The organism is Candidatus Blastococcus massiliensis AP3, from assembly GCF_000582785.1.
In the GTDB taxonomy this organism is placed as follows: Bacteria; Actinomycetota; Actinomycetes; order Mycobacteriales; family Geodermatophilaceae; genus Blastococcus; species Blastococcus massiliensis.
Genome location: NZ_HG931173.1, coordinates 1,566,108 through 1,590,851, shown reverse-complemented (window position 1 = coordinate 1,590,851; position 24,744 = coordinate 1,566,108). Strand labels below are relative to the sequence as shown.

The 24,744-nt window shown below is 74.3% G+C and carries 23 protein-coding genes and 1 pseudogene; 12 read left to right on the top strand and 12 right to left on the bottom strand.

Annotated features, from left to right (window positions below; genetic code table 11):
- From BN344_RS20660 to BN344_RS07845, 4 genes are all read left to right on the top strand, one after another.
- The coding region (locus BN344_RS20660) for a hypothetical protein (protein WP_208091983.1) at positions 1–306 on the top strand (306 nt) is incomplete at its 5' end.
- Positions 307–340: 34 nt separating this feature from the next.
- Positions 341–1,228, top strand: coding sequence for a 1,4-dihydroxy-2-naphthoyl-CoA synthase (locus BN344_RS07855; protein WP_040337605.1), 888 nt, complete (start codon positions 341–343; stop codon positions 1,226–1,228).
- 43 nt (positions 1,229–1,271) lie between these two features.
- On the top strand, positions 1,272–1,604 hold the full coding sequence (locus BN344_RS07850) for a hypothetical protein (protein WP_040337604.1): 333 nt from the start codon (positions 1,272–1,274) through the stop codon (positions 1,602–1,604).
- Between the two features lie 120 nt (positions 1,605–1,724).
- The gene (locus BN344_RS07845) at positions 1,725–2,321 is read left to right on the top strand and encodes a TetR-like C-terminal domain-containing protein (RefSeq protein ID WP_040337603.1); all 597 of its coding nucleotides are present in this window, start codon (positions 1,725–1,727) and stop codon (positions 2,319–2,321) included.
- A gap of 7 nt (positions 2,322–2,328) precedes the next feature.
- On the opposite strand, the gene BN344_RS18975 is transcribed toward BN344_RS07845, so the two are convergent.
- Both BN344_RS18975 and BN344_RS07835 read right to left on the bottom strand, forming a co-directional pair.
- Entirely contained in the window at positions 2,329–3,039 is a 711-nt protein-coding gene (locus BN344_RS18975) for a TetR/AcrR family transcriptional regulator (protein ID WP_051515633.1), read from the bottom strand.
- Between the two features lie 69 nt (positions 3,040–3,108).
- A complete protein-coding gene (locus BN344_RS07835) occupies positions 3,109–3,549 on the bottom strand; it encodes a DUF5946 family protein (RefSeq protein ID WP_155858786.1) in 441 nt (146 codons plus the stop codon).
- Positions 3,550–3,616: 67 nt separating this feature from the next.
- On the opposite strand from BN344_RS07835, the gene BN344_RS07830 reads away from it, so the two are divergent.
- The gene (locus tag BN344_RS07830) at positions 3,617–4,282 is read left to right on the top strand and encodes an HAD family hydrolase (RefSeq protein WP_040337601.1); all 666 of its coding nucleotides are present in this window, start codon (positions 3,617–3,619) and stop codon (positions 4,280–4,282) included.
- 25 nt (positions 4,283–4,307) lie between these two features.
- Here BN344_RS07830 and BN344_RS07825 read toward each other — a convergent pair whose 3' ends face one another.
- From BN344_RS07825 to BN344_RS07790, 8 genes are all read right to left on the bottom strand, one after another.
- Positions 4,308–5,150, bottom strand: coding sequence for a glycerophosphodiester phosphodiesterase (locus BN344_RS07825; protein WP_040337600.1), 843 nt, complete (start codon positions 5,148–5,150; stop codon positions 4,308–4,310).
- A 112-nt stretch (positions 5,151–5,262) separates the two neighbouring features.
- Positions 5,263–6,231 carry a glucosyl-3-phosphoglycerate synthase gene (locus tag BN344_RS07820; RefSeq protein WP_040338138.1) on the bottom strand — a complete coding sequence of 323 codons (969 nt, stop codon included), beginning with the start codon at positions 6,229–6,231 and terminating at the stop codon, positions 5,263–5,265.
- A 193-nt stretch (positions 6,232–6,424) separates the two neighbouring features.
- Entirely contained in the window at positions 6,425–6,877 is a 453-nt protein-coding gene (locus BN344_RS07815) for a DUF5313 family protein (RefSeq protein ID WP_040337599.1), read from the bottom strand.
- Positions 6,878–6,908: 31 nt separating this feature from the next.
- Positions 6,909–9,056, bottom strand: coding sequence for a phage holin family protein (locus tag BN344_RS07810; protein ID WP_040337598.1), 2,148 nt, complete (start codon positions 9,054–9,056; stop codon positions 6,909–6,911).
- Positions 9,053–9,688 (bottom strand): DedA family protein, encoded by a 636-nt coding sequence (locus BN344_RS07805; protein ID WP_155858785.1) that lies wholly within the window; start codon positions 9,686–9,688, stop codon positions 9,053–9,055. The genes BN344_RS07810 and BN344_RS07805 overlap by 4 nt, the downstream gene beginning before the upstream one ends.
- Positions 9,685–10,494, bottom strand: coding sequence for an MBL fold metallo-hydrolase (locus BN344_RS07800; RefSeq protein ID WP_040337597.1), 810 nt, complete (start codon positions 10,492–10,494; stop codon positions 9,685–9,687). The genes BN344_RS07805 and BN344_RS07800 overlap by 4 nt, the downstream gene beginning before the upstream one ends.
- Positions 10,495–10,651: 157 nt before the next feature.
- The gene (locus BN344_RS07795; RefSeq protein ID WP_040337596.1) at positions 10,652–13,228 is read right to left on the bottom strand and encodes a diguanylate cyclase domain-containing protein; all 2,577 of its coding nucleotides are present in this window, start codon (positions 13,226–13,228) and stop codon (positions 10,652–10,654) included.
- The gene (locus tag BN344_RS07790; RefSeq protein WP_040337595.1) at positions 13,225–15,231 is read right to left on the bottom strand and encodes a putative bifunctional diguanylate cyclase/phosphodiesterase; all 2,007 of its coding nucleotides are present in this window, start codon (positions 15,229–15,231) and stop codon (positions 13,225–13,227) included. The genes BN344_RS07795 and BN344_RS07790 overlap by 4 nt, the downstream gene beginning before the upstream one ends.
- A gap of 101 nt (positions 15,232–15,332) precedes the next feature.
- Here BN344_RS07790 and BN344_RS07785 point away from each other — a divergent pair, with 101 nt between their 5' ends.
- The 3 genes from BN344_RS07785 (at position 15,333) to BN344_RS21010 (ending at position 16,873) form a co-directional block, all read left to right on the top strand.
- Entirely contained in the window at positions 15,333–15,830 is a 498-nt protein-coding gene (locus BN344_RS07785) for a GNAT family N-acetyltransferase (RefSeq protein ID WP_197022253.1), read from the top strand.
- A gap of 162 nt (positions 15,831–15,992) precedes the next feature.
- Positions 15,993–16,601, top strand: coding sequence for a hypothetical protein (locus BN344_RS07780; protein ID WP_040337594.1), 609 nt, complete (start codon positions 15,993–15,995; stop codon positions 16,599–16,601).
- 149 nt (positions 16,602–16,750) lie between these two features.
- Complete coding sequence (locus BN344_RS21010) at positions 16,751–16,873, top strand: hypothetical protein (RefSeq protein ID WP_269319883.1); 123 nt, start codon at positions 16,751–16,753, stop codon at positions 16,871–16,873.
- Positions 16,874–16,916: 43 nt separating this feature from the next.
- On the opposite strand, the gene BN344_RS07775 is transcribed toward BN344_RS21010, so the two are convergent.
- Complete coding sequence (locus BN344_RS07775) at positions 16,917–17,744, bottom strand: SGNH/GDSL hydrolase family protein (RefSeq protein ID WP_051515632.1); 828 nt, start codon at positions 17,742–17,744, stop codon at positions 16,917–16,919.
- A 108-nt stretch (positions 17,745–17,852) separates the two neighbouring features.
- Here BN344_RS07775 and BN344_RS07770 point away from each other — a divergent pair, with 108 nt between their 5' ends.
- The 4 genes and pseudogenes from BN344_RS07770 to nrfD all read left to right on the top strand — a co-directional run bounded on the left by BN344_RS07770 (position 17,853) and on the right by nrfD (position 23,518).
- A complete protein-coding gene (locus BN344_RS07770) occupies positions 17,853–18,065 on the top strand; it encodes a hypothetical protein (RefSeq protein ID WP_040337593.1) in 213 nt (70 codons plus the stop codon).
- Positions 18,066–18,126: 61 nt separating this feature from the next.
- Positions 18,127–21,417, top strand: a pseudogene (gene fdh, locus BN344_RS07760) (formate dehydrogenase).
- The gene (locus BN344_RS07755; RefSeq protein ID WP_040337591.1) at positions 21,414–22,478 is read left to right on the top strand and encodes a 4Fe-4S dicluster domain-containing protein; all 1,065 of its coding nucleotides are present in this window, start codon (positions 21,414–21,416) and stop codon (positions 22,476–22,478) included. Before fdh ends, BN344_RS07755 begins: the two are co-directional and overlap by 4 nt.
- Positions 22,475–23,518 carry an NrfD/PsrC family molybdoenzyme membrane anchor subunit gene (nrfD, locus tag BN344_RS07750; RefSeq protein ID WP_040337590.1) on the top strand — a complete coding sequence of 348 codons (1,044 nt, stop codon included), beginning with the start codon at positions 22,475–22,477 and terminating at the stop codon, positions 23,516–23,518. The genes BN344_RS07755 and nrfD overlap by 4 nt, the downstream gene beginning before the upstream one ends.
- Before the next feature lie 65 nt (positions 23,519–23,583).
- Here the strand turns inward: nrfD and BN344_RS07745 are convergent, their stop codons facing one another.
- The gene (locus BN344_RS07745) at positions 23,584–24,504 is read right to left on the bottom strand and encodes a DUF559 domain-containing protein (protein WP_040337589.1); all 921 of its coding nucleotides are present in this window, start codon (positions 24,502–24,504) and stop codon (positions 23,584–23,586) included.
- Between the last annotated feature and the right edge of the window lie 240 nt (positions 24,505–24,744).

The following is a 24,744-nucleotide window of genomic DNA, read 5'->3' as shown; positions in this document are numbered from 1 at the left end:
CGGCGCTCGCCCCCGCCCGGACGGCGGGCGGCGGCGGTCGAGGCCGGGGGGACCGCGCCGGGCGCGGCCCAGCCGGGCAGGACGCAGCAGGGCCAGACTGCCCCCCAGCCGCCGGCGCAGCAGCCACCGCCCCCGGCCGCGCCTCAGCCGGGTCCGCGGCCCGCTCCGCCGCCGCCGCCGCCCAAGGAGGAACCACCGAAGCAGCCGTGCGGCTGCGACAACAACGGGGACGGACTCGACGACGTCACCGGTGCCGTGCTCGATCTCCTGAAGGACCCACCACTCGTCGGGGGGCTGCTCCCCTGAAGGCCATCGGCAGCGCGACGTTAGGTTCGACGCCATGAGCGCCCGCGACGACGTCTCCGAGATCTTCGACAGCTCCGCGTGGGCGCCGGTCGAGGGGTTCGACTTCTCCGACATCACCTACCACCGGGCCGTGGACGCCGGCGTCGTCCGGATCGCCTTCGACCGGCCCGAGGTGCGCAACGCGTTCCGTCCGCAGTCGGTCGACGAGCTGATCACCGCGCTGGAGCACGCCCGGCTGTCCACCGACGTGGGCTGCGTGATCCTCACCGGCAACGGGCCCAGCGAGAAGGACGGCGGCTGGGCGTTCTGCTCCGGCGGTGACCAGCGGGTGCGCGGGAAGTACGGCTACGAGCACGCGCAGGGTTCCAGCGGGCGGCTGCACATCCTCGAGGCGCAGCGGCTGATCCGGTTCATGCCGAAGATCGTCATCTGCGTCGTCCCGGGGTGGGCCGCCGGTGGCGGGCACAGCCTGCACGTCGTCTCCGACCTGACCCTCGCCAGCGCCGAGCACGCGCGGTTCAAGCAGACCGACGCCGACGTCGGCAGCTTCGACGGCGGATTCGGCTCGGCATACCTGGCCCGGCAGGTGGGCCAGAAGTTCGCCCGCGAGATCTTCTTCCTCGGCGAGGAGTACACCGCGGCCGAGGCGCACGCCATGGGCATGGTCAACCGCGTCGTCCCCCATGCCGAGCTCGAGCGCACCGCGCTGGAGTGGGGGAAGAAGGTCGTGGCCAAGAGCCCGACCGCCCAGCGGATGCTCAAGTACTCGTTCAACCTGATCGACGACGGGCTGGTCGGCCAGCAGCTGTTCGCCGGCGAGACCACCCGGCTGGCCTACATGGCCGAGGAGGCCGTCGAGGGCCGGGACGCGTTCCTGGAGAAGCGCGACCCGGACTTCAGCCAGTTCCCCTGGCACGTATGACGGGACTTTCGGCGCCGAAAGTCCACGAGGTGAGGAGGACGCCGTGATCGTCGAGGTGATGACGGGGGCCGACGAGCGCCCGGAGGCGCGGGTGGTCGAGATCGACGACCTGAGCAGGTTGTTCCTGGCGCTGGGCCAGGTCACCGACGAGGAGGCGGCCGAGGTCCTCGAGCGCTCCGGCCTCGGCCGGCTGCACGACTCCGGCGCCGCGCAGCTGGACGCCGCGGCCCTGCGCGCCGCCGCCGAACCGCGGGCCACCGCTGCCGACTGGTCGGCGCAGTGGGACGAGATGGTCGACCGCGCGCGCAGCGAGGGACGCCTCTCGGACGACGGCGCCGGCATCACGGTGCCGGTGCAGCCCGCGGCGGGTGCGTGACCGCACCGCGGACCGTCAGGTGACCCACCAGTAGGTTGCGGGCGTCAGGTCATTGTGGTGACTCCACCGTTCGGGCCAGTATGTCGCGGTGCACATGACCAGCAGGCTCGTGGACCCGTCGTGACCGGTACCCCGGGGCGCCCCCTCAGCGCGGAGCTGTCCGAGCAGCTGCTGTCGGTGGCCGTCGACATCCTGGCCGAGGAGGGCTGGAGCCGGCTCAACAGCGACCGCATCGCGGCCCGGGCCCGCGCCGGCAAGGCGGGCATCTACCGCCGCTGGCCCACCATGGCCGCGCTCGCGCGCGCCGCGGTCGGCCGGGTGCGGCTCGTCTCGATGCCCGGGGACACCGGCTCCCTGCGCGGCGACCTGAGGGCCCTGGTCGACCGCTGGACCGTGCCCCTGGACCGCGAGGAGCGCGCCGCGGCCAGCATCGTCGGCGCCGCTCGTCACGACGAGCAGTTGCGGGCGGGGCTGGAGGAGGCCCTGGTGCAGCCGCTGGCCGAGGCGGTCGCCGCCATCGGGTCCCGCGCGGAGGCGCGGGGCGAGTGGGTCGAGCCTCAGCGGCTGGCGCTGCTCGGCTCGGTGCTCGAGGCGTTCTGGTGGCAGCGGTTCACCGCCGCCGGTGACGGCGCGATGGTCGCCGACCAGGTCGGGCGCGTCGTGGACGAGGTGCTCGCCCCGCTGCTGGCCCCGTCCGCCCAGCCCGTCGCGGTCTGAGCCCGGGTCAGCTGACCCGGCGGTCCCGCGTCCGTGCCGGGGTGGACAGGGGCGTCCTGAGATCGGTCACCGCCGCGGAGCCGGCCTGCATGCGGCCGAGCAACCGGTCGGCCAGTTCCTCCGCGTTGGCCGCCACCTCGGCGGCCGGGTGGCCGTCGGCCACCCGGAGCCGGTTCTCGACGACGAGGACGCGCGCCGCGGCCAGCCAGAGCGCGGCGGTGAGCGGCGCGGATGTCGCCGGGTCGGAGGGCACCACGTGGCCGAACTCCGCATCGTCGGCCCAGCTCTCCCGCAGGGCGTCGGCCAGCCGGTACTCCGCCTCGAACACCAGTCCGCGCTCGTACATGCGCAGCGTCTCGGAGGCCGACACGGTGGCCCGGTAGCCCCGCTGCTCCGCGGTGCAGAGCGACCCGAGGTCGGTGGCGATGAACCGGAGCAGGTGGCTGCGCAGGGCCGACAGCACGTCCACCCCGGCCGGCCGGTCCCTGACCGCCGTCGCCGGCCCGTCCACCCAGAAGGCGCGACCGTCGAAGAACAGCTCTTCCTTCGTCGCGAAGTGGTTGAACACGGTCTGGACGACGACGTCGGCCTCGCGGGCGACGTCGGCGATGGTGATCGTGTCGAACCCGTGCTGGGCGAACAGCCGGTGCGCGGTGGTGCGGATCAGCTCCCTGGTCGCTGCCTTCTTGCGTGCACGACGGTCCCCGAGATCACCCACGGTAGAGAGGGTAACCACTGAACGTATTCGCTGCATCGTCGCTGGTGGGGCCCGCGATCGCCGCGGAGGTCACCCCGGAGCGGTCCAGTCGGCGCGCACCGCGTGGGCCCAGGAGTCCACCAGCACGCCCAGGTCGATCACGTCCAGGTCGGCGGCGACATCGGCGATCGTCGTCGTCCAGACCGGGGGCGGCTCGCGCCGCGGGGTGCCGCCGGAGGCACCCAGCTCGGCGCCGAGCCGGTCCAGCGCCGACGCCGTTCGCCCCGGATCCGCCGCGACGGGGTGCTGGGCGTCGTAGGCGGCGTCGGCGAGCCGGGCCGTGGCGGCGGCCGTCCCGTCGGCCGGCGCCTCCTCGCGCGGGCCACGCAGCGTCACCTCGAACAGGCGGCTGCACGAGGGGGAGGCGCCGGGGTGGGTGGCGGCGTCGTCCCCCACCGGGGCGAGGACCGCACCGCAGCCCGGGCACGCCTCCGCGGAGACGGTCGGTTTCCGGGTCGAGGCGGGGTGCACCCGCCCGATGGTGCCGCACCCGCGGACGGTGTGTGCACAAAGGGCCGGAGGTGGGCAGGGAGCGCGCATGGGCACCCCACGCATCGCCGTCCTCGACGTGGACGGAACTCTCGTCGACACCAACTACCAGCACGCGCTCGCCTGGTACCGCGCCTTCCGCGCCCTGGGGGAGACCTTCCCGGTGTGGCGCATCCACCGGCTGATCGGCATGGGTGGCGACCAGCTGGTCGGCGCGCTCGGTGGGGACGACGTCGAGCGGCGGATCGGCGAGGCGGCCCGCGAGCGGTGGGTCGAGGAGGTCGACCCGATGATGGGCGAGACGGCGCTGCTGCCCGGGGCGCGGGAGCTGGTCGTGGCGCTCAAGGACCGCGGGCACCGGGTGGTGCTGGCCAGTTCGGGCAAGCCGCACCACGTCGACCGGGCCCTGGACCTCCTCGACGTCCGCGAGCTGGCCGACGGCTGGACGACGAGCGACGACGTCGAGGAGACCAAGCCGGCGCCGGACCTGCTGCAGGTGGCGCTGAAGAAGCTGGGCGAGCCGGTGGACGCGCCGGCCGTGGTCATCGGTGACTCGGTCTACGACGTCGAGGCCGCGAAGAACGCGGGGATGCCGGCGCTGGTGGTCCGGTCCGGCGGCTTCGGGGACGACGAGCTGCGCGACGCCGGCGCCGTCGGCATCTACGACACCCCGGGCGACCTCGCCGCCGCGCTGGACGAGACCGACCTCGACTGACCCGGCTTCTCCGCGGAGACGCAGGTCAGGAGGCGGCGGCGTCCCGGCCCAGGCGGCGCAGCATCTCGTCCGGGTGATCGGTGATGACGGCGTCGACGCCGAGGTCCCGCACGAGGTCCATGTCCGCGGGCCGGTTCACCGTCCAGACGTGGATCTCCTTGCCGGCCGCGTGGACGTCGGCCACGAAGTCGGGGTCCGAGCGGACGACGGAGATGCCGGGACCCACCGCCGACGCGGTGCTGGTGAGCAGCAGCTCGCGGCGCACCGGCCGCAGCCGCTTGCCGATGAGCTGGACGGTCGGCATGCCGGGGGCGAGGTCGGCCATGCGCCGGACGGCGAGCTGGGAGAAGCTCATCATCCGGACGGCGGGCTGGCCGCCCCACTCGACCGGGCGCCCGTCGCCCAGCAGCCCGTAGCGGCGGAGGCACTCGACCAGCGCCTCCTCGACCTTGCGGGTGTGCCGGGTCGGGTGCTTGGTCTCGATGGCGAGGCGCAGCTTCCCCGGCGTCGCGGTGATGTAGTCCAGCAGCCGCTCGAGGGTGAGCACCCGCCCGTTCTCCAGGTCGGGCTCGTCGGTCACCGACAGGATCTCGTCGTCGGCCCAGCGGCTGCGTCCCTTGGGCCGGCGGGCCCCGAACTGGAACTGCTCCAGCTCCGCGAGGTGCAGCGCGGAGACGATGCCCCGCCCGTTGGAGGTGCGCCGGATCTGCCGGTCGTGCACGCAGACCAGCACGCCGTCACGGGTCAGGCGCACGTCGCACTCGACGGCGTCGGCGCCGACGGTCGCCGCCTGCCGGTAGGCCGCCAGCGTGTGCTCGGCGGCCTCGGCGGTGGCGCCGCGGTGGGCGACGACCTCGATGGCGGTCAACGGAGCGGGGCGGGCTGAGCGAGCGGCACGCCGGGATCCTGCCCCGTCGGACGGCGAGCATGCGTCAGGTCGAGCCCCAAAGGGCCGAAATGGCCATGATGGCCCGGAGGGATCAGCCCGCGAGGCGGGCGCGGTACTCCGGCACGGTGACCATCGGCGGCCGCTCGTCCGGGGCGACGGCGGTGCTGCGCGGCACGAAGCCGGTGCCGTCGTGCCGGAACTGGGTGAGCAGCCTCCCGGCGGCGTCCGGGCCGGTGCCGGCCCGGGCCAGCACCGTCGAGACCACCTGTCCCGCCATGGCCCCGAGCGCCTCCTGGCTCTGCGAGGTGTGCCGGCGCACGCCCAGGTCGACCTGCGCGAGGCCGTGCAGCCCGACCAGGCCCAGCAGGTCGACGAGCAGCCCGACCTCGACGCCGTAGGCGCCGGCGAACGGCACCCGCTCCAGCGCCGCGCGCCGGCCGGCGTACTCCCCGCCCAGCGGCTGCACGAACCCGGCGAGCTCCGGCCACAGCGCGTTGAGCAGCGGCCGCGCGGTCAGCTCGGTCACCCGGCCGCCGCCGGTGGGCACCGTGACGCCGTCGATCTCCAGCGGCCGGGTGTAGCAGCCCTTCACGTACTGCACCTGCGGATCGGCCAGCAGCGGCCCGAGCAGCCCCGGGACGTAGTGGGCGACGTCGCCGCGCAGGTCGGAGTCGAGGAAGACGACGAGGTCACCCGTCGTGGCGGCCAGCGACTTCCACAGCGCCTCGCCCTTGCCGGGCCGCGTGCCGTGCGCCGGCAGCACGTCGGCGGTGGCGACGACGTCGGCACCGGCGGCACGGGCGACCTCGGCGGTCGCGTCGCTGGAGTCGGAGTCCACGACGACCAGTTCGTCGACCAGGCCGGTGCGGCGGATCCAGCGCTCGGCGATGTCGGCGACCAGCAGCCCCACGGTGTCCTGCTCGTCGCGCGCCGGCAGGACGACGCTGACGCCTGAGCCGGCCCGGCGCTTGGCGTGCAGCAGCGCCTCCACGTCGACGGCGTCGAGGGAGGTCGCAGACGTCGTGCGGCCGTGGAACCAGGCCCGGGCGTCGGGTCGCATCGCCTCACTGTCGACCACGATCGCGGCGGGCACCACCGGCCTGTGAGGGTGTTCACTCGATCGTCACGGTGCGCTCACCGGCTCTCCGCCGCCCCGAATCATGCGATCTCGTGGCCATCGCGCGCTGATGACCACGAGATCGCATGGTTCGCGCACAGCAGGCGGCGACGCGCGCTCCGGCGGGGGAGGCGGGTCAGCGGCCCTGGCGCTCCCGGTAGCGGGCGGCCCGCCGCACCGCCGCGGAGCGCTTGCGGTCGGTCTCCTCGGCCTGCCGCAGGCGGGCCGCCTCGTCGCGCAGGGCCGTGGCCGTGCCCACCGGGTAGCCGGCCTGCTTGACGCGGTGCTCGGTCCCCTCGGGCATGTAAGCCACCGAGAAGAACAGCGCGAGGAGCACGCCGCCGAGGGCGGTCATGCCGCGGATCCAGAACTCGCCGGGCACGAGGACCAGGACCAGGCCGATCGGCACCGCGAGCTGCACCAGCGCGCGGCAGAGATGACGCAGCACCCAGGTGGGCGCGGTCGTGTCGTGCAGCACCCAGGGGCTGTAGCGCTGGGGCAGCTTCCCGCCGAGGGCGTACCAGAGCCACCACAGCGGGTTCGGCCGGCGGACGGCCGTCGCGGCGGCCGGCGCGTGCTGCTCGACCACGAGCGTTCACCTCCTGCGGGAGCCGCCCACTCTATGTCGGTTCGAGCGACCGCCGGCCGAGGGCCGCGGCGCTCTGCTCGCCGACGGTTGCGCCCTCCCCGGTCGGCTCGGGATGGCCGAGGTCGGTCAGCCAGCCGCGCAGCACCCGGTGCAGGTGCTCGGCGCCGACGACCTCGCCGGGGGCGGTCCAGGACGCGGGGTGGCAGAGGACGCCGCGCTGCTGCTGACCGCCCAGCCCGCCGTGCGAGCCGACGTGCGGCTCGAACGCCGAGGCCTCGTCGGTCGCCGGGTCGTACCGGCTGTTGACGAGCAGGTCGGGGCAGTGCGGGAAGGACGACGTGCGGGCGACCAGCGCCGCCGCGTGCGGGCCGTACGGCAGCAGCGGGTCGGTGCCCACCACCACGCCCGACCGCAGCCGGTGCACGCCGTCCCGGCCCAGGACGACGGGACCGAACTCCGCGGAGTGCACCAGCACGAAGCCGACGCCGGCGTGGTCGACCAGCCCGGGCAGCAGGTGCGGCCAGTGCCGCTCGATCTCCTCGAGCGACGCCCGGCCCGGGAGGTCGGGGAAGGACACCAGCGCGGTGTGGCCGGAGACCGCGCACACCACGCCGGGGGCGACCCGGGGTGCCCCGTCGTCGTCGGTGGGGTCGAGCGGGGCGTCGTGTGGACCGGCGTCCTCCGCCCGCTGCCGCAGCCGGCGGGCGATCGGCCCGCTGCCCTCGGCCAGCGCGGCGCCGACCTGCCAGCCCTCGGTGGTGTGCCGGCTGTCTCTCGGCCCGGTCAGGTGCCGCTGCCGCGGCTCGACGGGCGCCCCGCAGAGCGATCCGACCAGTTCCTCGATCGAGTAGCCGAACCGGTCGGCGAACGCCCACCCCTGGGTCTGCCCGTGGTCGGAGAGGCACACCAGGTGGTATTCGCGCGGTGCCAGCGCGCCGGCGCGGTAGAGCCGGCCGATCTGCTGGTCGATGCTGCGCAGCACCTGGAGGGTGTCGAACCGCTCGACGCCGGAGTGGTGGGAGACCTCGTCGTAGCCTAGGAAGTCGGCGTAGACCACGGGGCGGCCGGCCAGCATGTCCTCCAGCAGCGCCGAGACGACGACGTCGCGCGACACGACCGTCGTCCCCGCGCGGGCCAGGGGGTAGAGCCCGCCGCGCGGCACGCGCGGCCGGACGTCGGCCCGCCGCTGCTTGGCCGCGGCCGAGAGCTCCCGGTAGATGTCGACGAACGAGACGCCGATCGTGCGCACCGCGTTCACCGGGTTGGCGAAGTAGGCGTAGTAGCCCGACCCCACCCGGTCGCGGCCCAGCCGTCGTCGCCGCGCCCCGGACGGGACGACGTGCGCCAGCGAGCTCAGCGTGAGGCTGACGAAGCGGGCGTCGCCGGTGAACAGGTTGCCGCGGCCGGCCCCGCCGCCGGCCAGGAGTCCGCGCCCATCGGAGTGCCGGCGCTCGATCTCGGCGGCGTCCCGGGGGTTGGACACCTGCACGAGGCGGCGGGACTCCTTCTCGTACCAGCGGAACCCGGGGATGTCGTGGTTGGAGCCGTGCAGGATGCCGCAGACGCTGGCGCCGGTCTGCGAGCTCCAGTCGGTGTGCCACTCGGTGAGCACGTGGCTGCCCTCGCGCAGCCAGGCGGCCAGGGTGGGCATCGAGCCGTCGCGCACGGCCCGCCGGGCGGTGTCGGCGCCGAGGCCGTCGATCTGCAGGAAGAGCACGCCCGGCGGCAGGGGTTCACCGGTGCGGGCGGGTGCCCGGCGGCGGGCCCGCCGGAAGAACAGTTCGTCCTCGTCCACCGCCAGCAGGCTGTTGATGACGCCGGAGACCGCGGCCATGGCGACGGCGACGACCACCGAGGTGGCGAAGCTGCGCACCTCGACGCCCGGGATCGCGGTGAAGATCCCCAGCACCCCGGCGCCCAGCAGCAGGAAGCCGCCCAGGCCGAAGGTGAGGAAGGTCAGCGGCAGCGCGATCCGCAGCACCAGGGGCCAGACCCCGGCGGTGAGGACGCCGAGCATCAGGGCGGCGACCGGCGGATGCCACCACGAGCTCATCGCGAACCCGGTGAGCCACCCGTCGAGGGTGATCAGCGCGCCGGTGGCGGCGGCCCAGGTGAGCACGACGCGGGCGAGGGTCCGGCCGGTCTGCAGGACCCGGCCGGGGGTGGCGGGTGCGCTCACGTGGGCTCGCAGGCCGGGGCGGCGTCGTCGGGGAGGGGCTCGGGGTCCGGTTCGGGCCGGCGGCGGCGCGCGGAGATCAGATTGAGCAGCGCGCCGACGAGCAGCACCAGGAGGGTCGCGATGAGCACCGCCACCAGCGGGGAGTCGAAGATCCCGCCGCTGACCACCCCGAGCAGCGCGTAGGCCATCGCCCAGAGCAGGGCGGCGAGGAACGAGGCGGGCACCAGCCGCCGCCACGGGTAGGTGAGGGCGCCGGCGGCCAGCAGCACCGGGATGCGGCCGGCGGGCAGCAACCGGCCGACGACGATGATCTGCCAGCCGTACCGGCGGAACTGGCCGCGGACCTCCTCGATGCGCTCGGCGTGCTGGCCACGGGCCACCCACCGCACGGCGGCGGGCCCGCCGAACCGGCAGATCGTGAAGGTGACCAGGTCGCCGAGCAGCGCCGCCAGCGTGGCCAGCCCGACGACGGTGGGCAGCCCCAGGTCGTTGCTGGTCATGGCGAACGCCGCGGCCGAGCCGACGACGGCGCCGGTGGGCACGACCGGCACGATCGAGCCGAGCAGCACGCCGGCGAACAGCAGCGAGTAGCCGACCGACGTCCCCTCGGTGGCCGCCGCCAGCACGCTCACGGCGCCACCCCCGGCAGCAGCGGGACCGGCGCGCCGGGCTCGGCGACGACGACGGCGGTGTCCAGGCCCCGGGCGCTCACCTCGCGGGCGAAGGTGTGCGGGGGCTCGACCAGCATCCGGCGCATCCTGCCGCGTACCGGGGTGGGCAGCCAGGTCGTCCCGGCCGGCGCGAGGGTGCCCCAGTGCACGGGCACGGCGGTGCGCGGTCGCAGCCGGGCCACGGCCTCGGCGGCCTGCATCGGGTCGAGGTGCCCGGGGCCGAGGTCGGGTCCCCAGCCCCAGACCGGCAGCACGGCGACGTCGATCCCGCGGTCGCCGAGCAGGCGCATGCCGTCGTGCAGCGCGGTGTCGCCGCTGACGTAGACGGTCGCGCCGTCGCCCTCGAGCAGGTGGCCGACGGCCTGCGTCGTCGGGCCGGAGGTGAGCCGCGGCCCCCACCGGTGGCCGCTGTGGGCGGCGTGCACGGCGGTGATGCGCAGCCCGCCGAGGGCGAGCGTCTCGCCGGTGGAGATCTCGTCGACGGCCGGGAAGCCGTGCCGGCGCAGCCACGCACCGGCGCCACGGGGGACGACGAGGCGGGTGCCCGCGGCCAGCATGCGGAGGGAGGGCAGGTGCAGGTGGTCGGCGTGCAGGTGGCTGAGCAGCACGGCGTCGACCCCGGCCCAGAGCGCGGGATCGGGCACCGGCACGACCCGGCGCAGCGCTCCGACCGACGGGGTGAGCACCGGGTCGGTGAGCACGGTGCGCCCGGCCAGCTCGACGCGGACGGTCGAGTGGCCGAGGAAGTGCAGCCCCGGTGCTCCCACGCGGCCAGTCTTCCCTGGTCGGCCGACGGAACCCAGCGACGCGGCCCCGAAGGGGGGATGTCCCCGATGCAGAACCCGGGCGAACCCCGACCCGCGGGACTTTCGGCGCCGAAGGTCCCGGGACTTTCGGCGCCGAAAGTCCGTGGAGGAGAGCGGGTCAGGCGGTGGGGACGGCGGTGAGCAGGTCGGCGACGTCGTCGGGGGTGAGGTCGTGCGGCAGGGCGCGGCCGTGCAGCAGCGGCACCCCGGCGGCCACCGCGGCGTCCCGGATCTCCGGCGTGGAGATGCCGCCGGCGACGACGTCCAGGCCGAAGCTCGCCGTGGTCGACACGATCGCGCCGAGCACCCGCAGGGCGCGCTCGGTGTCCTGCCGCGCGGCCAGCGCGTGCAGGTCCACCCGGACCAGGTCGAACGTGATCCGGGCGAGCAGGGCGAACAGGCTCTGCCCCATCCCGTAGTCGTCCAGGCAGAGGCGCACGCCGGTGCGGCGCACGGCCTCGAACTCGGCGACCAGGGCCGCCGGGGAGGTCAGCAGGGTCTCCTCGGTGAAGGAGACGACGAGCCGCGAGGGCTCCAGCCCGCTGTCGGCGAGCGCGTCGGCGACGACGGCGGAGAGCCCGTCGGCCGAGACGTGCCCGGCGGGCAGGCTCACGGCGACGCCGATCCGGGGGTCGGGCAGCGCGGCGGCCGCGGCGCAGACGTGCTGGATCAGCCATCGCTGCAGATCGCCGCTGCGGCCGTGCCGGTCGGACGAGCCCCAGATGTCCGCCCCCTCCAGGACACCGAGCGTGGGGTGGGTCCACCGGGGGAGGGCGTGCACCAGCTCGATCGAGCCGTCGGGCCGGCAGGCGGCGTCCAGTCGCAGGCTCATCGTGCCCTCGTCCCGGGCGGCGTAGAGGTCCTCGACGCCGACCGGAGCGGCCGTCTCCTCCGAGGTGGCGAGGCGGACGCAGCCCTTGCCACCGGCCTTGGCCGCCAGCAGCGCGGTGTCGGCGTCGCGGAAGGCCTTCCGGCCACCGCCGGCACCGACCCGGGCGACGCCGACGCTGGCGCCGACGGCGAAGGCGTGGTCGTCGACCCGGTAGGGCGTGCCCATGACCTGGACGATCCGCTGGGCGATCTCCTCGGCCTCGTCGAGGTCACCGGTGACGACGACGGCGAACTCGTCGCCGCCGAGGCGGGCGACCAGGTCGCTGTCGCGGACGACGGTGTGCAGCCGGCGGGCGACCTCGACCAGCAGCTGGTCACCTGCCTCGTGCCCGGCGCCGTCGTTGACCTCCTTGAAGCCGTCCATGTCGAGGACGAGCAGGCAGCGCGGCGTGGCCGAGTCGGTGCCCAGCTCCTGGAACAGCACGGCGCGGTTGGGCAGCCGGGTGAGGTGGTCGGTGTAGGCCATCCGCTCGAGCTCGCGCTCGCGGCGGCGGCGGGTCGTCACGTCGCGCAGGTACAGCACGCGGCGCCCGCTGCCGGGCCGCTCGGAGGAGGTGACCTCCAGCTCGCGCACGGTGCCGTCCTCGGTGGGGACGCCGAAGTGGACCGGGGGGCCGGAGCCGGCAGGGGTGTCCTCGGTCGCGGCGCGCAGCGCGGCCCGGTCCTCGGGGCGCACCAGGTCCAGCAGCCGCACGTCGTCGTCACCGTCGTCCGCCATGCCCAGCAGGCGGCGGGCGGCGGGCGAGGTGAACAGCAGCTGGTAGTCGGGGTCCATGATCGCGATGCCGTCGGAGCTGGCCTCGATGAGCTCGCGGAAGTCCTCCTCGCTGCGGACGAGGTCCTCGGTGAGCCGGCCGTCCTCGCGGATGCGCAGCACCTGGCGCAGGGCCATGAGGGCGAAGATGGCGGCGCAGCCGATCTCGGCGCCCGCGGACAGCGGCTCCTCCGCGGCGAGGGCGACGCCCAGGGCGACGGGCAGGCCGAGCATGGCCGCCACGACCAGGCTCAGGCCGGCGGGGCTGACCACCGGGGCCGAGGCGCGGGCGCTGCGGTCGGCGAACCGAACCGGGGCGCGGTAGGTGGCCAGGACCGCCAGCTGCAGGGCCGAGGCGACGGCGACGTCGGAGGCCGCCGTCCACAGCGGGGACGGCGCCAGGATGGCCATCGCCTCGCACGCGCTGGCGGTGGCCTGGGCGGTGACGGCGGCGATGAGGGTGGTCGCGGCGCGGCGGACGGCGCGGGTGGAGACGGTGCACAGCGCACCGGCGCCGCCGAGCATGACCGCGCTGTAGCCGCCGTAGGCGAGCACGAGCGAGCGCAGGTCCTCGGGCGCGCCGGCGGGGTTGACCAGCGGCGTCCGCAGCACCTCGGTGATGACCAGGAGCGCGATGGTGACCAGCAGCCCGTCGACGACGAGCGCCGGCCACCGGGTGCGGATGACCCGGCGGGCCAGGAGTGCGCAGGTGAGCAGCGGCGCGCAGGCGCCGAGGAAGAGCAGCACGTCGTCGACGCCGAACCCGTCGAACTCCCGTCCCGGGAAGGAGCCGGCCAGGTACTGCGCGACGGCGAAGCACAGCGAGCCGAACAGCAGCGGCCACCACGGGCGGGCCGCGTGCCGGTCCATGGCGCGCAGGCGGCGCCAGGCGAGCGTGGCGCAGCTGACCGCGACCGAACCGAGCACGAGCTCGTCCCACTGCATGCCCGTGCCGTCGGGGGCGCTGAACGGCACGGTGACCGCCAGGCCCAGCAGGCCGAGCAGCACGGTCCAGCGGAGCTGCGGGGGAGCGTTCCGGAGTTCGGTCACGGCCGCGCCGCCGGTACCTCGGGGTTGCGGGGCGCGGGGAGGGCCGGGACGACGACGGCGGCCGCCGGGACGGCGTCGGTGCGCAGCGCCTCGGCGGCCAGCTCCGCGCCGGCGGCGAGGAGGTCGGCCTCCAGCGGGCGGGACAGCTGGAAGCCCTGCAGGTAGCGGTGGCCCATGTCGCGGAGCAGCGCGAGCGTGGCCGGGGTGGTGACGCCCTCGACGATGACGGGCAGGCCGAGGCTGGCGCCCAACTGCAGCACGGCCCGGCACATGGCGCGGCGGGCGGGGTCGTGCTCGACGTCGGACAGGAAGTACTGGTCCATCTTGAGGACGTCGACGGGCATGCCGACCAGGTAGGCCAGCGAGGACCACCCGGTGCCGAAGTCGTCGACGGCGATGCGGACGCCCAAGCCGCGCAGGGCGGCGAGGTCCTCGATGACGTGCGCGTCGTCGAGCAGCACCGACTCGGTGATCTCGACGAGCAGGCGGGAGGGGTGCAGGCCGCTGGCCTCGAGCGCGGCGAGCACGTCGGGCACGAGCTCGCCGCTGCGCACCTGGCGGGCGGAGACGTTGACGGCGACGCACAGCTCGGCGTCGTCGAGGCCCGCGACGGCGCGGCACGCCTCGAGCAGCACCCAGCGGCCGATGTCGGTGATGAGCGCGGTCTCCTCGGCCAGCGGCACGAACTCCACCGGGGGGACGTCGCCGAAGACGGGGTGCCGCCAGCGCAGCAGCGCCTCGACGGTGACGGTGCGGTGCAGGACGACGTCGACCACCGGCTGGAAGACCAGGCGGAGCTCGCCGCGCTCCAGGGCGCCGTCGAGGTCGGTGCGCAGCGCGGTGCGGCGGTCCTGCTCGGTGCGCAGGGCGTCGTCGTAGCGGTGGACGCAGCCGGCACCCGCGCGGCGGGCGCTGCGCAGGGCGAGGTCGGCGCGGCGCAGGGCCTCACCGGGGTCGAGGTCGGCGGCGAGCGCGCTGACGCCGGCCGCGGCGGTGAGCGGCAGGGTGCCGGTGGGGGTGGCGAGCGGGCCGACGGTGGCGATCAGCCGGGCGGCGACCACCTCGGCGTCGGCGATGCTGCCGTCGACCACGACGACGAAGTCGCCGTCGGTGCTGCGGGCCAGCCAGTCCTCGCCGCGCAGCGCGCGGGTGAGGCGGGAGGTCAGCGCCCGGAGCACGGTGGACTGGGCGCCCGGGGAGAGCACGTCGGGCCCCCATCCGCTGATGCCGATGAGGGCCATGGAGAAGGGGCGGCGGCCGGTCTCACGGGCGACCGCGCCGAGGCGGCGGACGAGCGCGGTGCGGTTGGGCAGGCCGGTGACCGGGTCGGTGAGCGAGAGCTCGAGCAGCTCGGAGTCCGCGCCGGGGGCGGGGGCGCGGACGCTCACGTCGCGGCAGTGCAGGACGAGCGAGCCGATGTCGGGGTCGTCGCGGAGGTCGCGGACGGTGGCCTGGACCAGCCGCCAGGTGCCGTCGGGCTGGCGCACCCGCGCGCTGCGGACGGCGGAGTCGCTGCCGTCCCGGAGCGCGCAGAACAGGTCGGCGCGGTCGTCGGGGTGGATCACGCCGGTGATCCGCAGTCCGGCGACGTCGGAGGCGCCCAGGCCGAGCAGCTCAGCGGCGGCCTCGGAGGCGAAGGTGATGCGGAGGGCGTCGTCGAGGATGACGACCGGGTCGACGCTGCTGCGCACCAGCGTGCGCAGGGAGACCTGGCTGCGCCGGAGGGCGCCGGCCAGGCGGCGCTGTCGCCGCCACAGCGCGAGCTGGGCGGTCAGGACGACGGCGAGACCACCGGCGGCGAGCAGGACCCCGGCGCCGGCGGAGAGCGCCAGGAGCACCGCCACGACGGCGGCTCCGGCGGCCGCGACCGCGGGCACGGCGAACGACCCGGCACGCCCCGCACGGGGCGCGACCGGGAACGCAGCCGGGAGCTGCCCCGGGACGGACGCGGTGGTCACCTCTCGGATGTCGGGCGGTGGCGGGTGCTGCTGCAGCGTGGGCACCCGTTGCTCACCCGTTCGGGGGGTGTGCCGCTCGCGCGACGGTGTGCGCAGATGTGCCGTTCCGCCGCCCGGTCCGGCACATCCGTGCACACTGTCGGGCCGTGACTCGGATCCGGCCGGCGACGGCGGAGGACGCGGCGGCGATCGCGGCGATCTACGCCCACTACGTCGAGCACAGCATCGCGACGTTCGACCTCGAGGTGCCCGACGCGGCGTCCTGGGCGGCGAAGATCGCCGATCTGACCGCCGCCGGGTGGCCGTTCCTCGTCGCCGACGACGACGGCGAGGTGGCCGGGTACGCGTACGTGTCGCCGTGGCGGGTCAAGCCGGCCTACCGGCACACCGTCGAGGACACGATCTACCTCGCGCCCGACCGCACCGGGAGAGGCACCGGCCGGGCTCTGCTCGGCGAGCTGCTGGAGCGGGCGCGGGCAGCCGGGGTCCGGCAGGTCGTCGCGGTGATCACCGACAGCGGGGATCCGTCGTCGGTGCGGCTGCACGCCCGGTTCGGGTTCGTCGAGGCGGGGCGGCTGCGCGCGGTGGGCCACAAGCACGGCCGCTGGCTGGACACCCTCCTGCTGCAGGCGGACCTCGGCTGACCGCAACGGCGACGTTTCGTGCACGAACCGCCGGTCGGGCGGGCGGCAGCATCTTGCGGATCCCTTGCGCTTTCCTCGGGGGTGGCGTGCGGATGCGGGACCAAGGTCGGGAGCGAGCAAGGAGCGGAACAGCCGCTCCGCAGCCCAGGGAGACCTCTCGCCATGAGCACCAGCACCGTTCGCCGGCCGAACACCGGCAGGATCGTCGGTTCCATCGCCGTCATCGGCGCCGCCGCGGCCGTCGCCGGCCTGGGCACCTTCGGTGGGTTCACCGACAGCACCGCTTCGGTCGACGCCGTCGCCGACACCGGCGTGGTGTCCATCGACGTCTCGGCTGCGGGCACCTCCGCGCCGGTGCCGTACACCGCCGCCGGGATGATGCAGGGCGACGTGGGCTCCATGCCGCTCGACCTGCGCAACGACGGCACCGTCGACCTGTCCTCGCTGGTCTTCGGCTCGCGGGCCACCACCTCGAGCCTGCTCGACACCGACGTGGTCCACGGCCTGCAGCTGAAGCTGGAGACCTGCGCGACGCCGTGGGCCCGGTCGGGCTACACCTACTCCTGCACCGGCGGCGCCACCGCGCTGTACGAGGGCCCGATGGTGGCCAACCAGGCGCTGACGGGTGCGCGCAGCCTCCAGGCCGGCGCCGTCGACCGCCTGCTGGCCACGGTCTCCTTCCCGGACACGGGCAGCAACGCGCTGCAGAACCAGTCGAGCACGTTCGAGTTCGTCTTCACCGGCACCCAGCGCGACGGCGCCGCGCGCTGACCCTCCCGCCGGTCCGGACCGCCCGGGGGACGTCGAATGTGACGTCCCCCGGGCGGTGCGCATCGTGCGTCACATCCGTCTCAGCCGTACGGCGGGCGGCGGTGCCGAGCCCGTAACTTCGGCCCCTTCCACGAGACGAGGGGAGAGCCATGGACCACGCGCAACACCACGGAGAGGGCGTGCGCCGCTACTTCCGGGTCGGGTTCTGGCTGGTGGCCGCGGGCGCCGCGGTGGCGCTCGGCCTGGACCTGGACGGCGACGTCCTGGTCTGACGCCACAACGAGGGACTGCCCCATCGGCCGTGAGCCTCGGCCCTCAGGGCGTGGCGCCGGCCGTTCCGGTGGGGGTGCCCGCGGCCACGTCGGCGAGCACGTCGCGGAGGACGGGCTCGATGCGGTCGGCCATGTGGACGTGACCCTGGTCGGTCGGGCTGACCAGGTCCGACGCGATCAGCCCCAGTTCGTCGAAGAACCAGCGGCCGGCCAGCGGATCCACGAACGTCACGCCCGCGGCGACCGCGGCCTGCTGGACGGCGTCCCGCACCCGCCGGATCTCCGGCGGGACGACGGCGTCGGTCCACGCCGGCCCGATGACGACGAGCCGGGTGTCCGGCGCGCTCGCGCGGATGGCGTCGAAGGTGCGGGTCGCGGCGGCGGTGATGACCGACGGGGCGGCCAGGTAGTCGTTGCGGCTGCCGAAGACGACGGTCACGTCCGCGTCGGGCTCCGGGAAGCGCTCGACGAGCGTGAGGAAGGTGTCGCCGGTGACGGCGGCGTCGGCGACGTAGCCGGCGTCGGCCACCGCGTGCGGCGGCGTGCCCTCGGCGTCCAGGCGCTCGGTGACCAGCGCCGGCCAGCCGGCGGGGCCCTGACCGCCCTGCGGGGTACCGGCGGTCAGGAAGTCGCCGTAGAACGCCAGGACAGGGGGCGCGTCGGGGGCGTCCGGAGCGGTGGTGGGATCCGCCGCGGCCGCGGCGCCCTCGGGTGGCTCGAAGACCGGGGGCGTGCGGTTGCTCGCGTACCAGGCGGAGAGGCCGACGCCGATGGCCATGACGAGCAGGACCGCCAGGATGATCAGGCCCTCGGCCCGGCTGGGGAGCGGCAGGCTCCTGAAGAATCCCGGTCTGTCGGGCGCCCGTGCCACACGCGGGACGGTACCGCCCGGTCCGTTATCCCGCCGCATCTGCGACTCAGCGGCTGACCACGCGTTTCCCGCTACCGGCGGGACGCCTGGCCCTGACACGATGCCGCGGTGGACGTGCGGCAGCGGCGGGCGACCGCCATCGGGGTCAGCGCGGAACCCTGCGGCATCTGCGGCAGCGGGAACGTGGTGGCGATGAGGTCGCAGGCCGTCCGGCGGGGCGTGGCGCGGATCAACCCGAGGTGGGACCCGGCGCCGCGGACCCACGATCTGTGCCGCGACTGCGGGGCCAAGCACCGCACCGAGGACGGCCGGCGTATCTGACCCCCGGCCTCCGCGCCGTTCCGACGCGCCGGACCGGTTCGGCGGTGGCACAGTTCCAGGAGTGAAGACCTGGCTCGACAGCTGGCCGGTGTACCGCCAGCTCACCGGCTCCGACCCGCTGGGTCGCGGCAGGGCCGCGCGCAGCAAGGCGACCGAGGCGACGGTGTCGCGCACGGCCACCGCCGACAAGGTGGTGAAGAGCGTCTGCCCGTACTGCGCCGTGGGCTGCGCGCAGAACGTGTACGTGAAGGACGAGCAGATCGTCCAGATCGAGGGGAACCCCGACTCGCCGGTCAACCGCGGGCGGCTGTGCCCCAAGGGCAGCGCGAGCAAGCAGCTGGTCACCAGCCCGAGCCGCGTCACCACGATCAAGTACCGCCGTCCGTACGGGACGGAGTGGGAGGACCTCGACCTCGACACGGCGATGGAGATGATCGCCGACCGCGTCCTCGAGGCCCGCCGCAAGGGCTGGCAGGACGAGGACGGCGGCAAGCGCGTGAACCGCACCATGGGCATCGCCAGCCTGGGCGGCGCGACGCTGGACAACGAAGAGAACTACCTGATGAAGAAGCTGTACAGCGCCCTGGGCGCGATCCAGATCGAGAACCAGGCGCGCATATAGCACTCCTCCACGGTGCCCGGTCTGGGTGCCTCGTTCGGTCGTGGTGGCGCCACGAACACCCAGCAGGACCTCGCGAACGCCGACTGCATCGTCATCGAGGGCTCCAACATGGCCGAGTGCCACCCGGTGGGCTTCCAGTGGGTGACCGAGGCGAAGGCGCGCGGGGCCAAGGTCATCCACATCGACCCGCGGTTCACCCGCACCAGCGCGATCGCCGACCTGCACGTGCCGCTGCGGATGGGCAGCGACATCGCGTTCCTCGGCGGGCTGATCCGGTACGTGCTCGACAACGAGCTGTACTTCGAGGAGTACGTCTCCGCCTACACGAACGCCGCCGCGCTCGTCTGCGAGGAGTTCGCTGACGCGGAGGACCTCGGCGGCCTGTTCTCCGGCTTCGACCCGGAGACCAGCACGTACGACGAGACCAGCTGGGAGTACGAGTTCGAGGAGCCGCGGGAGTCCGGCGCCGACGACCCGGCCGAGGCCGCGGAGCAGGAGCGGACCGACGACGCGCCGTCGGTCACCCGGTCGGACCGCGCGCAGGCGGCCGGCAGCGGTGGGCCCACGATCCCGGCGAGGCCCAAGCGTGACGAGACGCTGCAGCACCCGCGGACGGTGTTCCAGATCCTGAAGCGGCACTACGCCCGCTACACGCCGGAGATGGTGTCCGAGGTCTGCGGCATCGAGCCGGAGGTCTTCGAGCAGGTCGCGCGGTGGGTCACCGAGAACAGCAACCGCGACCGGACGACGGCGTGGGTGTACTCGGTGGGCTGGACGCAGCACAGCGTGGGCGCGCAGTACATCCGCACCTGCTCGATCCTGCAGCTGCTGCTGGGCAACATCGGCCGGCCCGGCGGCGGGATCATGGCGCTGCGCGGCCACGCCAGCATCCAGGGCTCGACCGACATCCCGACGCTGTACAACCTGCTGCCCGGGTACCTGCCGATGCCGCACGCACTGCAGCACGAGGACCTGGACGAGTACGTCGCCGACGCCGCCGGCAAGGCGGGCTTCTGGGGGAACAAGCGGGCCTACATGACCAGCCTGCTCAAGGCGTGGTGGGGTGACGCGGCGACGGCGGAGAACGACTTCTGCTTCGACTACCTGCCCAGGATCAACGGCGACCACAGCTCCTACCGGACGATCGCCGACATGATCGAGGGCAAGGTCTCCGGCTACTTCCTGGTCGGGGAGAACCCGGTGGTCGGGCACCCGAACGGCCGGATGAACCGGTTCGGGCTGGCCAACCTGGACTGGCTGGTCGTCCGCGACCTGCAGATGATCGAGTCGGCGACCTTCTGGCACCAGGCGCCGGAGATCGAGACCGGCGAGCTGTCCCCGGACTCCATCGGCACCGAGGTCTTCTTCATGCCGGCGGCGACGCACGTGGAGAAGGAAGGCACCTTCACCCAGACCCAGCGGATGCTGCAGTGGCGGGACAAGGCGGTCGAGCCGCCGGACGACGCCCGCAGCGACCTGTGGTTCTTCTTCCACCTCGGCCGCATCCTGCGCGAGCGGCTGAAGAACAGCACCGACCCGCGCGACCGCCCGCTGCTGGACCTGACCTGGGGCTACCCGGTGCACGGCGAGCGGCTCGAACCGGACGCCGACGCGGTGCTGCGGGAGATCAACGGCACCGGTCCCGACGGCTCCCCGCTGTCGACCTACATGGAGATGAAGGACGACGGCTCGACCACCGGCGGCTGCTGGATCTACACCGGTGTCTACGCCGACGGGGTGAACCAGGCGCGCCGGCGCACGCCGGCCGCCGAGCAGGGGCCCACGGCGCTGGAGTGGGGCTGGGCGTGGCCGCTCAACCGCCGCATCCTCTACAACCGCGCCTCGGCCGACCCCGAGGGCAAGCCGTGGAGCGAGCGCAAGAAGTACGTGTGGTGGGACGAGGACGCCGGCGAGTGGACCGGCCTGGACGTCCCCGACTTCGAGAAGAACAAGCGCCCCGACTACGAGCCGCCCGAGGGTGCGCGGGCGCAGGACGCGCTGTCCGGGACGGACCCGTTCGTCATGCAGGGTGACGGGAAGGGCTGGCTCTACGCGCCGGCCGGCCTGGTGGACGGGCCGCTGCCGACGCACTACGAGCCGGCCGAGTCCGTCGTCGGGAACGCGCTGTACGACGTGCAGTCGAACCCGACGATCGAGCGGATCCCGGGCCCGTGGAACCGGGAGAACCCGTCGCGCAGCGAGGTCTTCCCGTTCCAGGTGACCACCTACCGGCTCACCGAGCACCACACCGCGGGCGCGATGAGCCGGACGCTGCCCTACCTGGCCGAGCTGCAGCCGGAGTTCTTCGTCGAGGTGAGCCCGGAGCTGGCCCGCCTGCGCGGCCTGACCCACGGCGAGTTCGCCACGCTGGTCAGCGCCCGGACGGCGATCGAGGCGAAGGTGCTGGTCACCGAGCGGATGCGGCCCATCAAGCTGGGCGACGGCACGGTCGTGCACCAGATCGGCATGCCGTACCACTGGTCCTACAGCGGCATCTCGACCGGCGACTCGGCCAACGACCTGCTCGGCATCGTGCTGGATCCGAACACGCACATCCAGGAGGACAAGGTCAGCACCGCCGACATCGTGCCCGGGCGACGCCCGCGCGGCCCGGAGCTGCTGGAGTTCGTCGAGTCCTACCGGAGGCGGGCCGGCGTCGAGTCGGGCCGGGTGGGGCTCAACGGCCGCGACCCCGTGGCGGCCGAGGCCGGAGAGGGGTCGACGCAATGACCATCAGCTCGGCGAGCCCGGCCTTCACCGGCCGCGATCCGGACAACCGGCTCTTCGGGCCACTCCCCGACGTCACGCAGGAAGCCGGCTACGAGCCGGAGCACCCCAAGCGGGTCGGCTTCTTCACCGACACCTCGGTGTGCATCGGCTGCAAGGCCTGCGAGGTGGCGTGCAAGGAGTGGAACACGCTCCCGATGGACGACTCGCACGGCGAGCGGGACGCCCTGGGCCTCTCCGGGATGAGCTACGACAACACCGGTCAGCTGGGCGCCAACTCCTGGCGGCACGTGGCGTTCATCGAGCAGAGCCGCACGGTGGACCTGCCGACGCCGACCTTCGGCCGCCCCGGCGACGACCGGCACGGCCACGGCCCGTCCCCGGCGACGGCGGCCGACGACGTCAGCCTGGCCAACGCCCAGCAGAGCGTGCTCAACGCCGAGGCGCTGAGCGAGTTCGACCCGCAGACCGGGCAGACCGGCGCGGACAAGCAGATCCGCTGGCTGATGAGCTCCGACGTCTGCAAGCACTGCACGCACGCCGGCTGCCTCGACGTCTGCCCCACCGGGGCGCTGTTCCGCACCGAGTTCGGCACCGTCGTCGTCCAGGGCGACATCTGCAACGGCTGCGGCTACTGCGTGGCGGCCTGCCCCTACGGCGTCATCGACCAGCGCAAGGACGACGGCCGGGTCTTCAAGTGCACGATGTGCTACGACCGGCTGACCGACGGCCTGCAGCCGGCGTGCGCCAGCGCGTGCCCCACGCAGTCGATCCAGTTCGGCGACCTCGACGAGCTGCAGGCCCGCGCCGACGCCCGGCTGGCGACGCTCAAGTCCCAGGGCGTGGAGTCGGCGCGGCTGTACGGGCGGGACGAGAACGACGGCGTGGGCGGAGACGGGGCGTTCTTCCTGCTGCTCGACGAGCCCGAGGTCTACGGCCTGCCGCCGGACCCGGTGGTCACCACCCGCGACCTGCCGGCGATGTGGAAGGCGGCCGGCAAGGCCGCGGCGATGATGGTCGGGGTCGCGCTGACCGCCGTCCTCGGCTCGCGGAGGCCGCGGTGACCGGCGGCATCACCAGCCCCGACGCCGGCTGGCGGCAGGCCGACCGCGGGCCGGAGACGCAGAAGCCCGGCAAGAAGCGGCGCAAGCGCGGCGGGGGGCGGGGCCGCGGCGAGGTCGCGATGGTGGACGACGTCGAGTTCACCTCGTACTACGGCCGGCAGATCGTCAAGACGCCGGTGTGGAAGACGCCCGACGTGCCGCTGTACCTGTTCCTCGGCGGGGCCGGGGGCTCGGCGGCGATCCTCGGGGCGCTGGCCGACGTCACCGGCCGCCCGGCGCTGACCCGCGCCGCCCGGTACACCGCCGGCGGCGGCTCGATCCTGTCGGTGGTCTTCCTGATCCACGACCTGGGGCGGCCGTCGCGGTTCCTGCACATGCTGCGGGTGTTCAAGCCGACGTCGCCGCTGTCGGTGGGCACGTACATCCTCGCGCCGTTCAGCGCGGCGGCCGGGGCGACGGCCGCGGTGGAGCTGCTGGGCTGGTTCCCGCGGCTCAAGCGGTTCGGGGGAGTGGTGGCCGCGCTGTTCGGCGGGCCGCTGGCGACCTACACCGGCGTGCTGCTGGCCAACACCGCGGTGCCGTCGTGGCACGAGTTCCACACGAAGCTGCCCTACGTCTTCGGCGGTTCGGCGATGGCCGCGGGCGGTGGGATCTGCATGGCGTTCACCCCGGTGGGCGAGGCGGAGCCGGCGCGGAAGATGGCGATCGCGGGTGCCGCCATCGAACTGGTCGCGATCCGGGGCGTGGAGAACAGTGACAGCATCGTCTCCGAGCCGTACCACGAGGGCCGGCCCGGCACGTTCATGCGCGCGGCCCGGGCCTGCACCGCCACGGGGCTGGGCCTGGCGGTCGTGGGCGGGCGCCGGCGGTGGGGTGCGGTCGCCTCCGGCACGCTGCTGGCCGCCGGATCGCTGCTCACCCGGTTCGGCGTCTTCGAGGCCGGCATCGCCAGCACCAAGGACCCGAAGTACGTCGTCGTCCCGCAGCGGGAGCGGCTGGCCAAGGGCACGCACGACCACGCCTCCACCATCACCCGCTGAGGCCGCGCGCCTCCCGCTTCGCTTCGTGTGCAGGGATGTGCCGCTTCGAGGCCCGGAACGGCACATCAGTGCCCACGGTCGCCGGTGATCAGCAGCCGGCGCGCCGCGTGTACCGCGAGAATCTCGCGCCGGCAGGCGTCGGGCGAGCTGGTCATGCGGGCGAAGCCGAACCGGAGGGTCTGCCACCCGACGGTGGCGAGCAGGGCGTCGCGCCGGATGTCGCGTTCCCGCTGGGTGCGCGAGCCGTGCCAGGCCGCGCCGTCCATCTCGACCGCCAGCTGGACGTCCTCGTAGGCGGCGTCGAGGAAGAAGGTCCGCCCGTCGACGGTCACCCGGCGCTGCTGGACGAACGGCGGCATGCCGGGCGCGCGGAGGACCTGCAGGCAGCCCCAGATCTCCAGCTCGCTCTGGCAGCCGTCGGCCAGCAGCGAGTTGAGGCCCGCGAGCTCGGCGCGACCGGGTAGCCGGGCCCGGGTGGCCAGCTCGGCGGACAGGTCGGCCGGTCGGCAGAGCCGCTTCCGGACGGCGGTGATCGCGGCGGCGCGCACGGTCGAGCGGGGGAGCCCCCAGGGCAGGCCCCACGTGTCGACGACGGAGCGCTCGGGGGACGTGACCGCCAGCCCGTCCACCCGCCGGCGGTCGGCGTAGGCGCCGGGGACCCGGTGCACCCTGACGCCGGCCCAGCCGCGGCCGCTCGTGCTGGGCTCGACCGTGACGTGCACCGGGCCGGGCGGGTGCGGCACGAGCTCCCAGAGCGCCAGCGCGGTGACGTGGCTGGCGGCTGCCTCGCGGTCCGCCAGCGCCCCGGCCACGCGGGTGCGCCAGTGCGGCGCGGAGGAGGGGAGGGCCAGCACGCCCGGGCGCAGGCGGACGAGGCGGCCGTCGGCGATCCAGCGGGCCATCGTGCGTCGGCTCACGTGCTCGAGCAGTTGGGGCACGGTCACCCAGCCGTCAGGGCCCACGGCCTGCGCCACGTCGATCGCCACGGGCTCACGGTGCTGCCGGAGGCGCGGGCCCGGGGCGATCCGGCGTCATCTGTGGACCGCGCCCGACCCTGTGCAGAGACGTGCCAGGACTGCGCCGATAGCGGCACATCCCTGCACACGGTCCCGCGCAGAAGATCGTCATGGAAGCGAGACCGAAGCGTCTATGTTTCGCGGCGACGTCCGGCTAGCGTCCGCTCGGCAACGCGGGACGGCACGGCTCGACGGGGGACGGCATGTGGT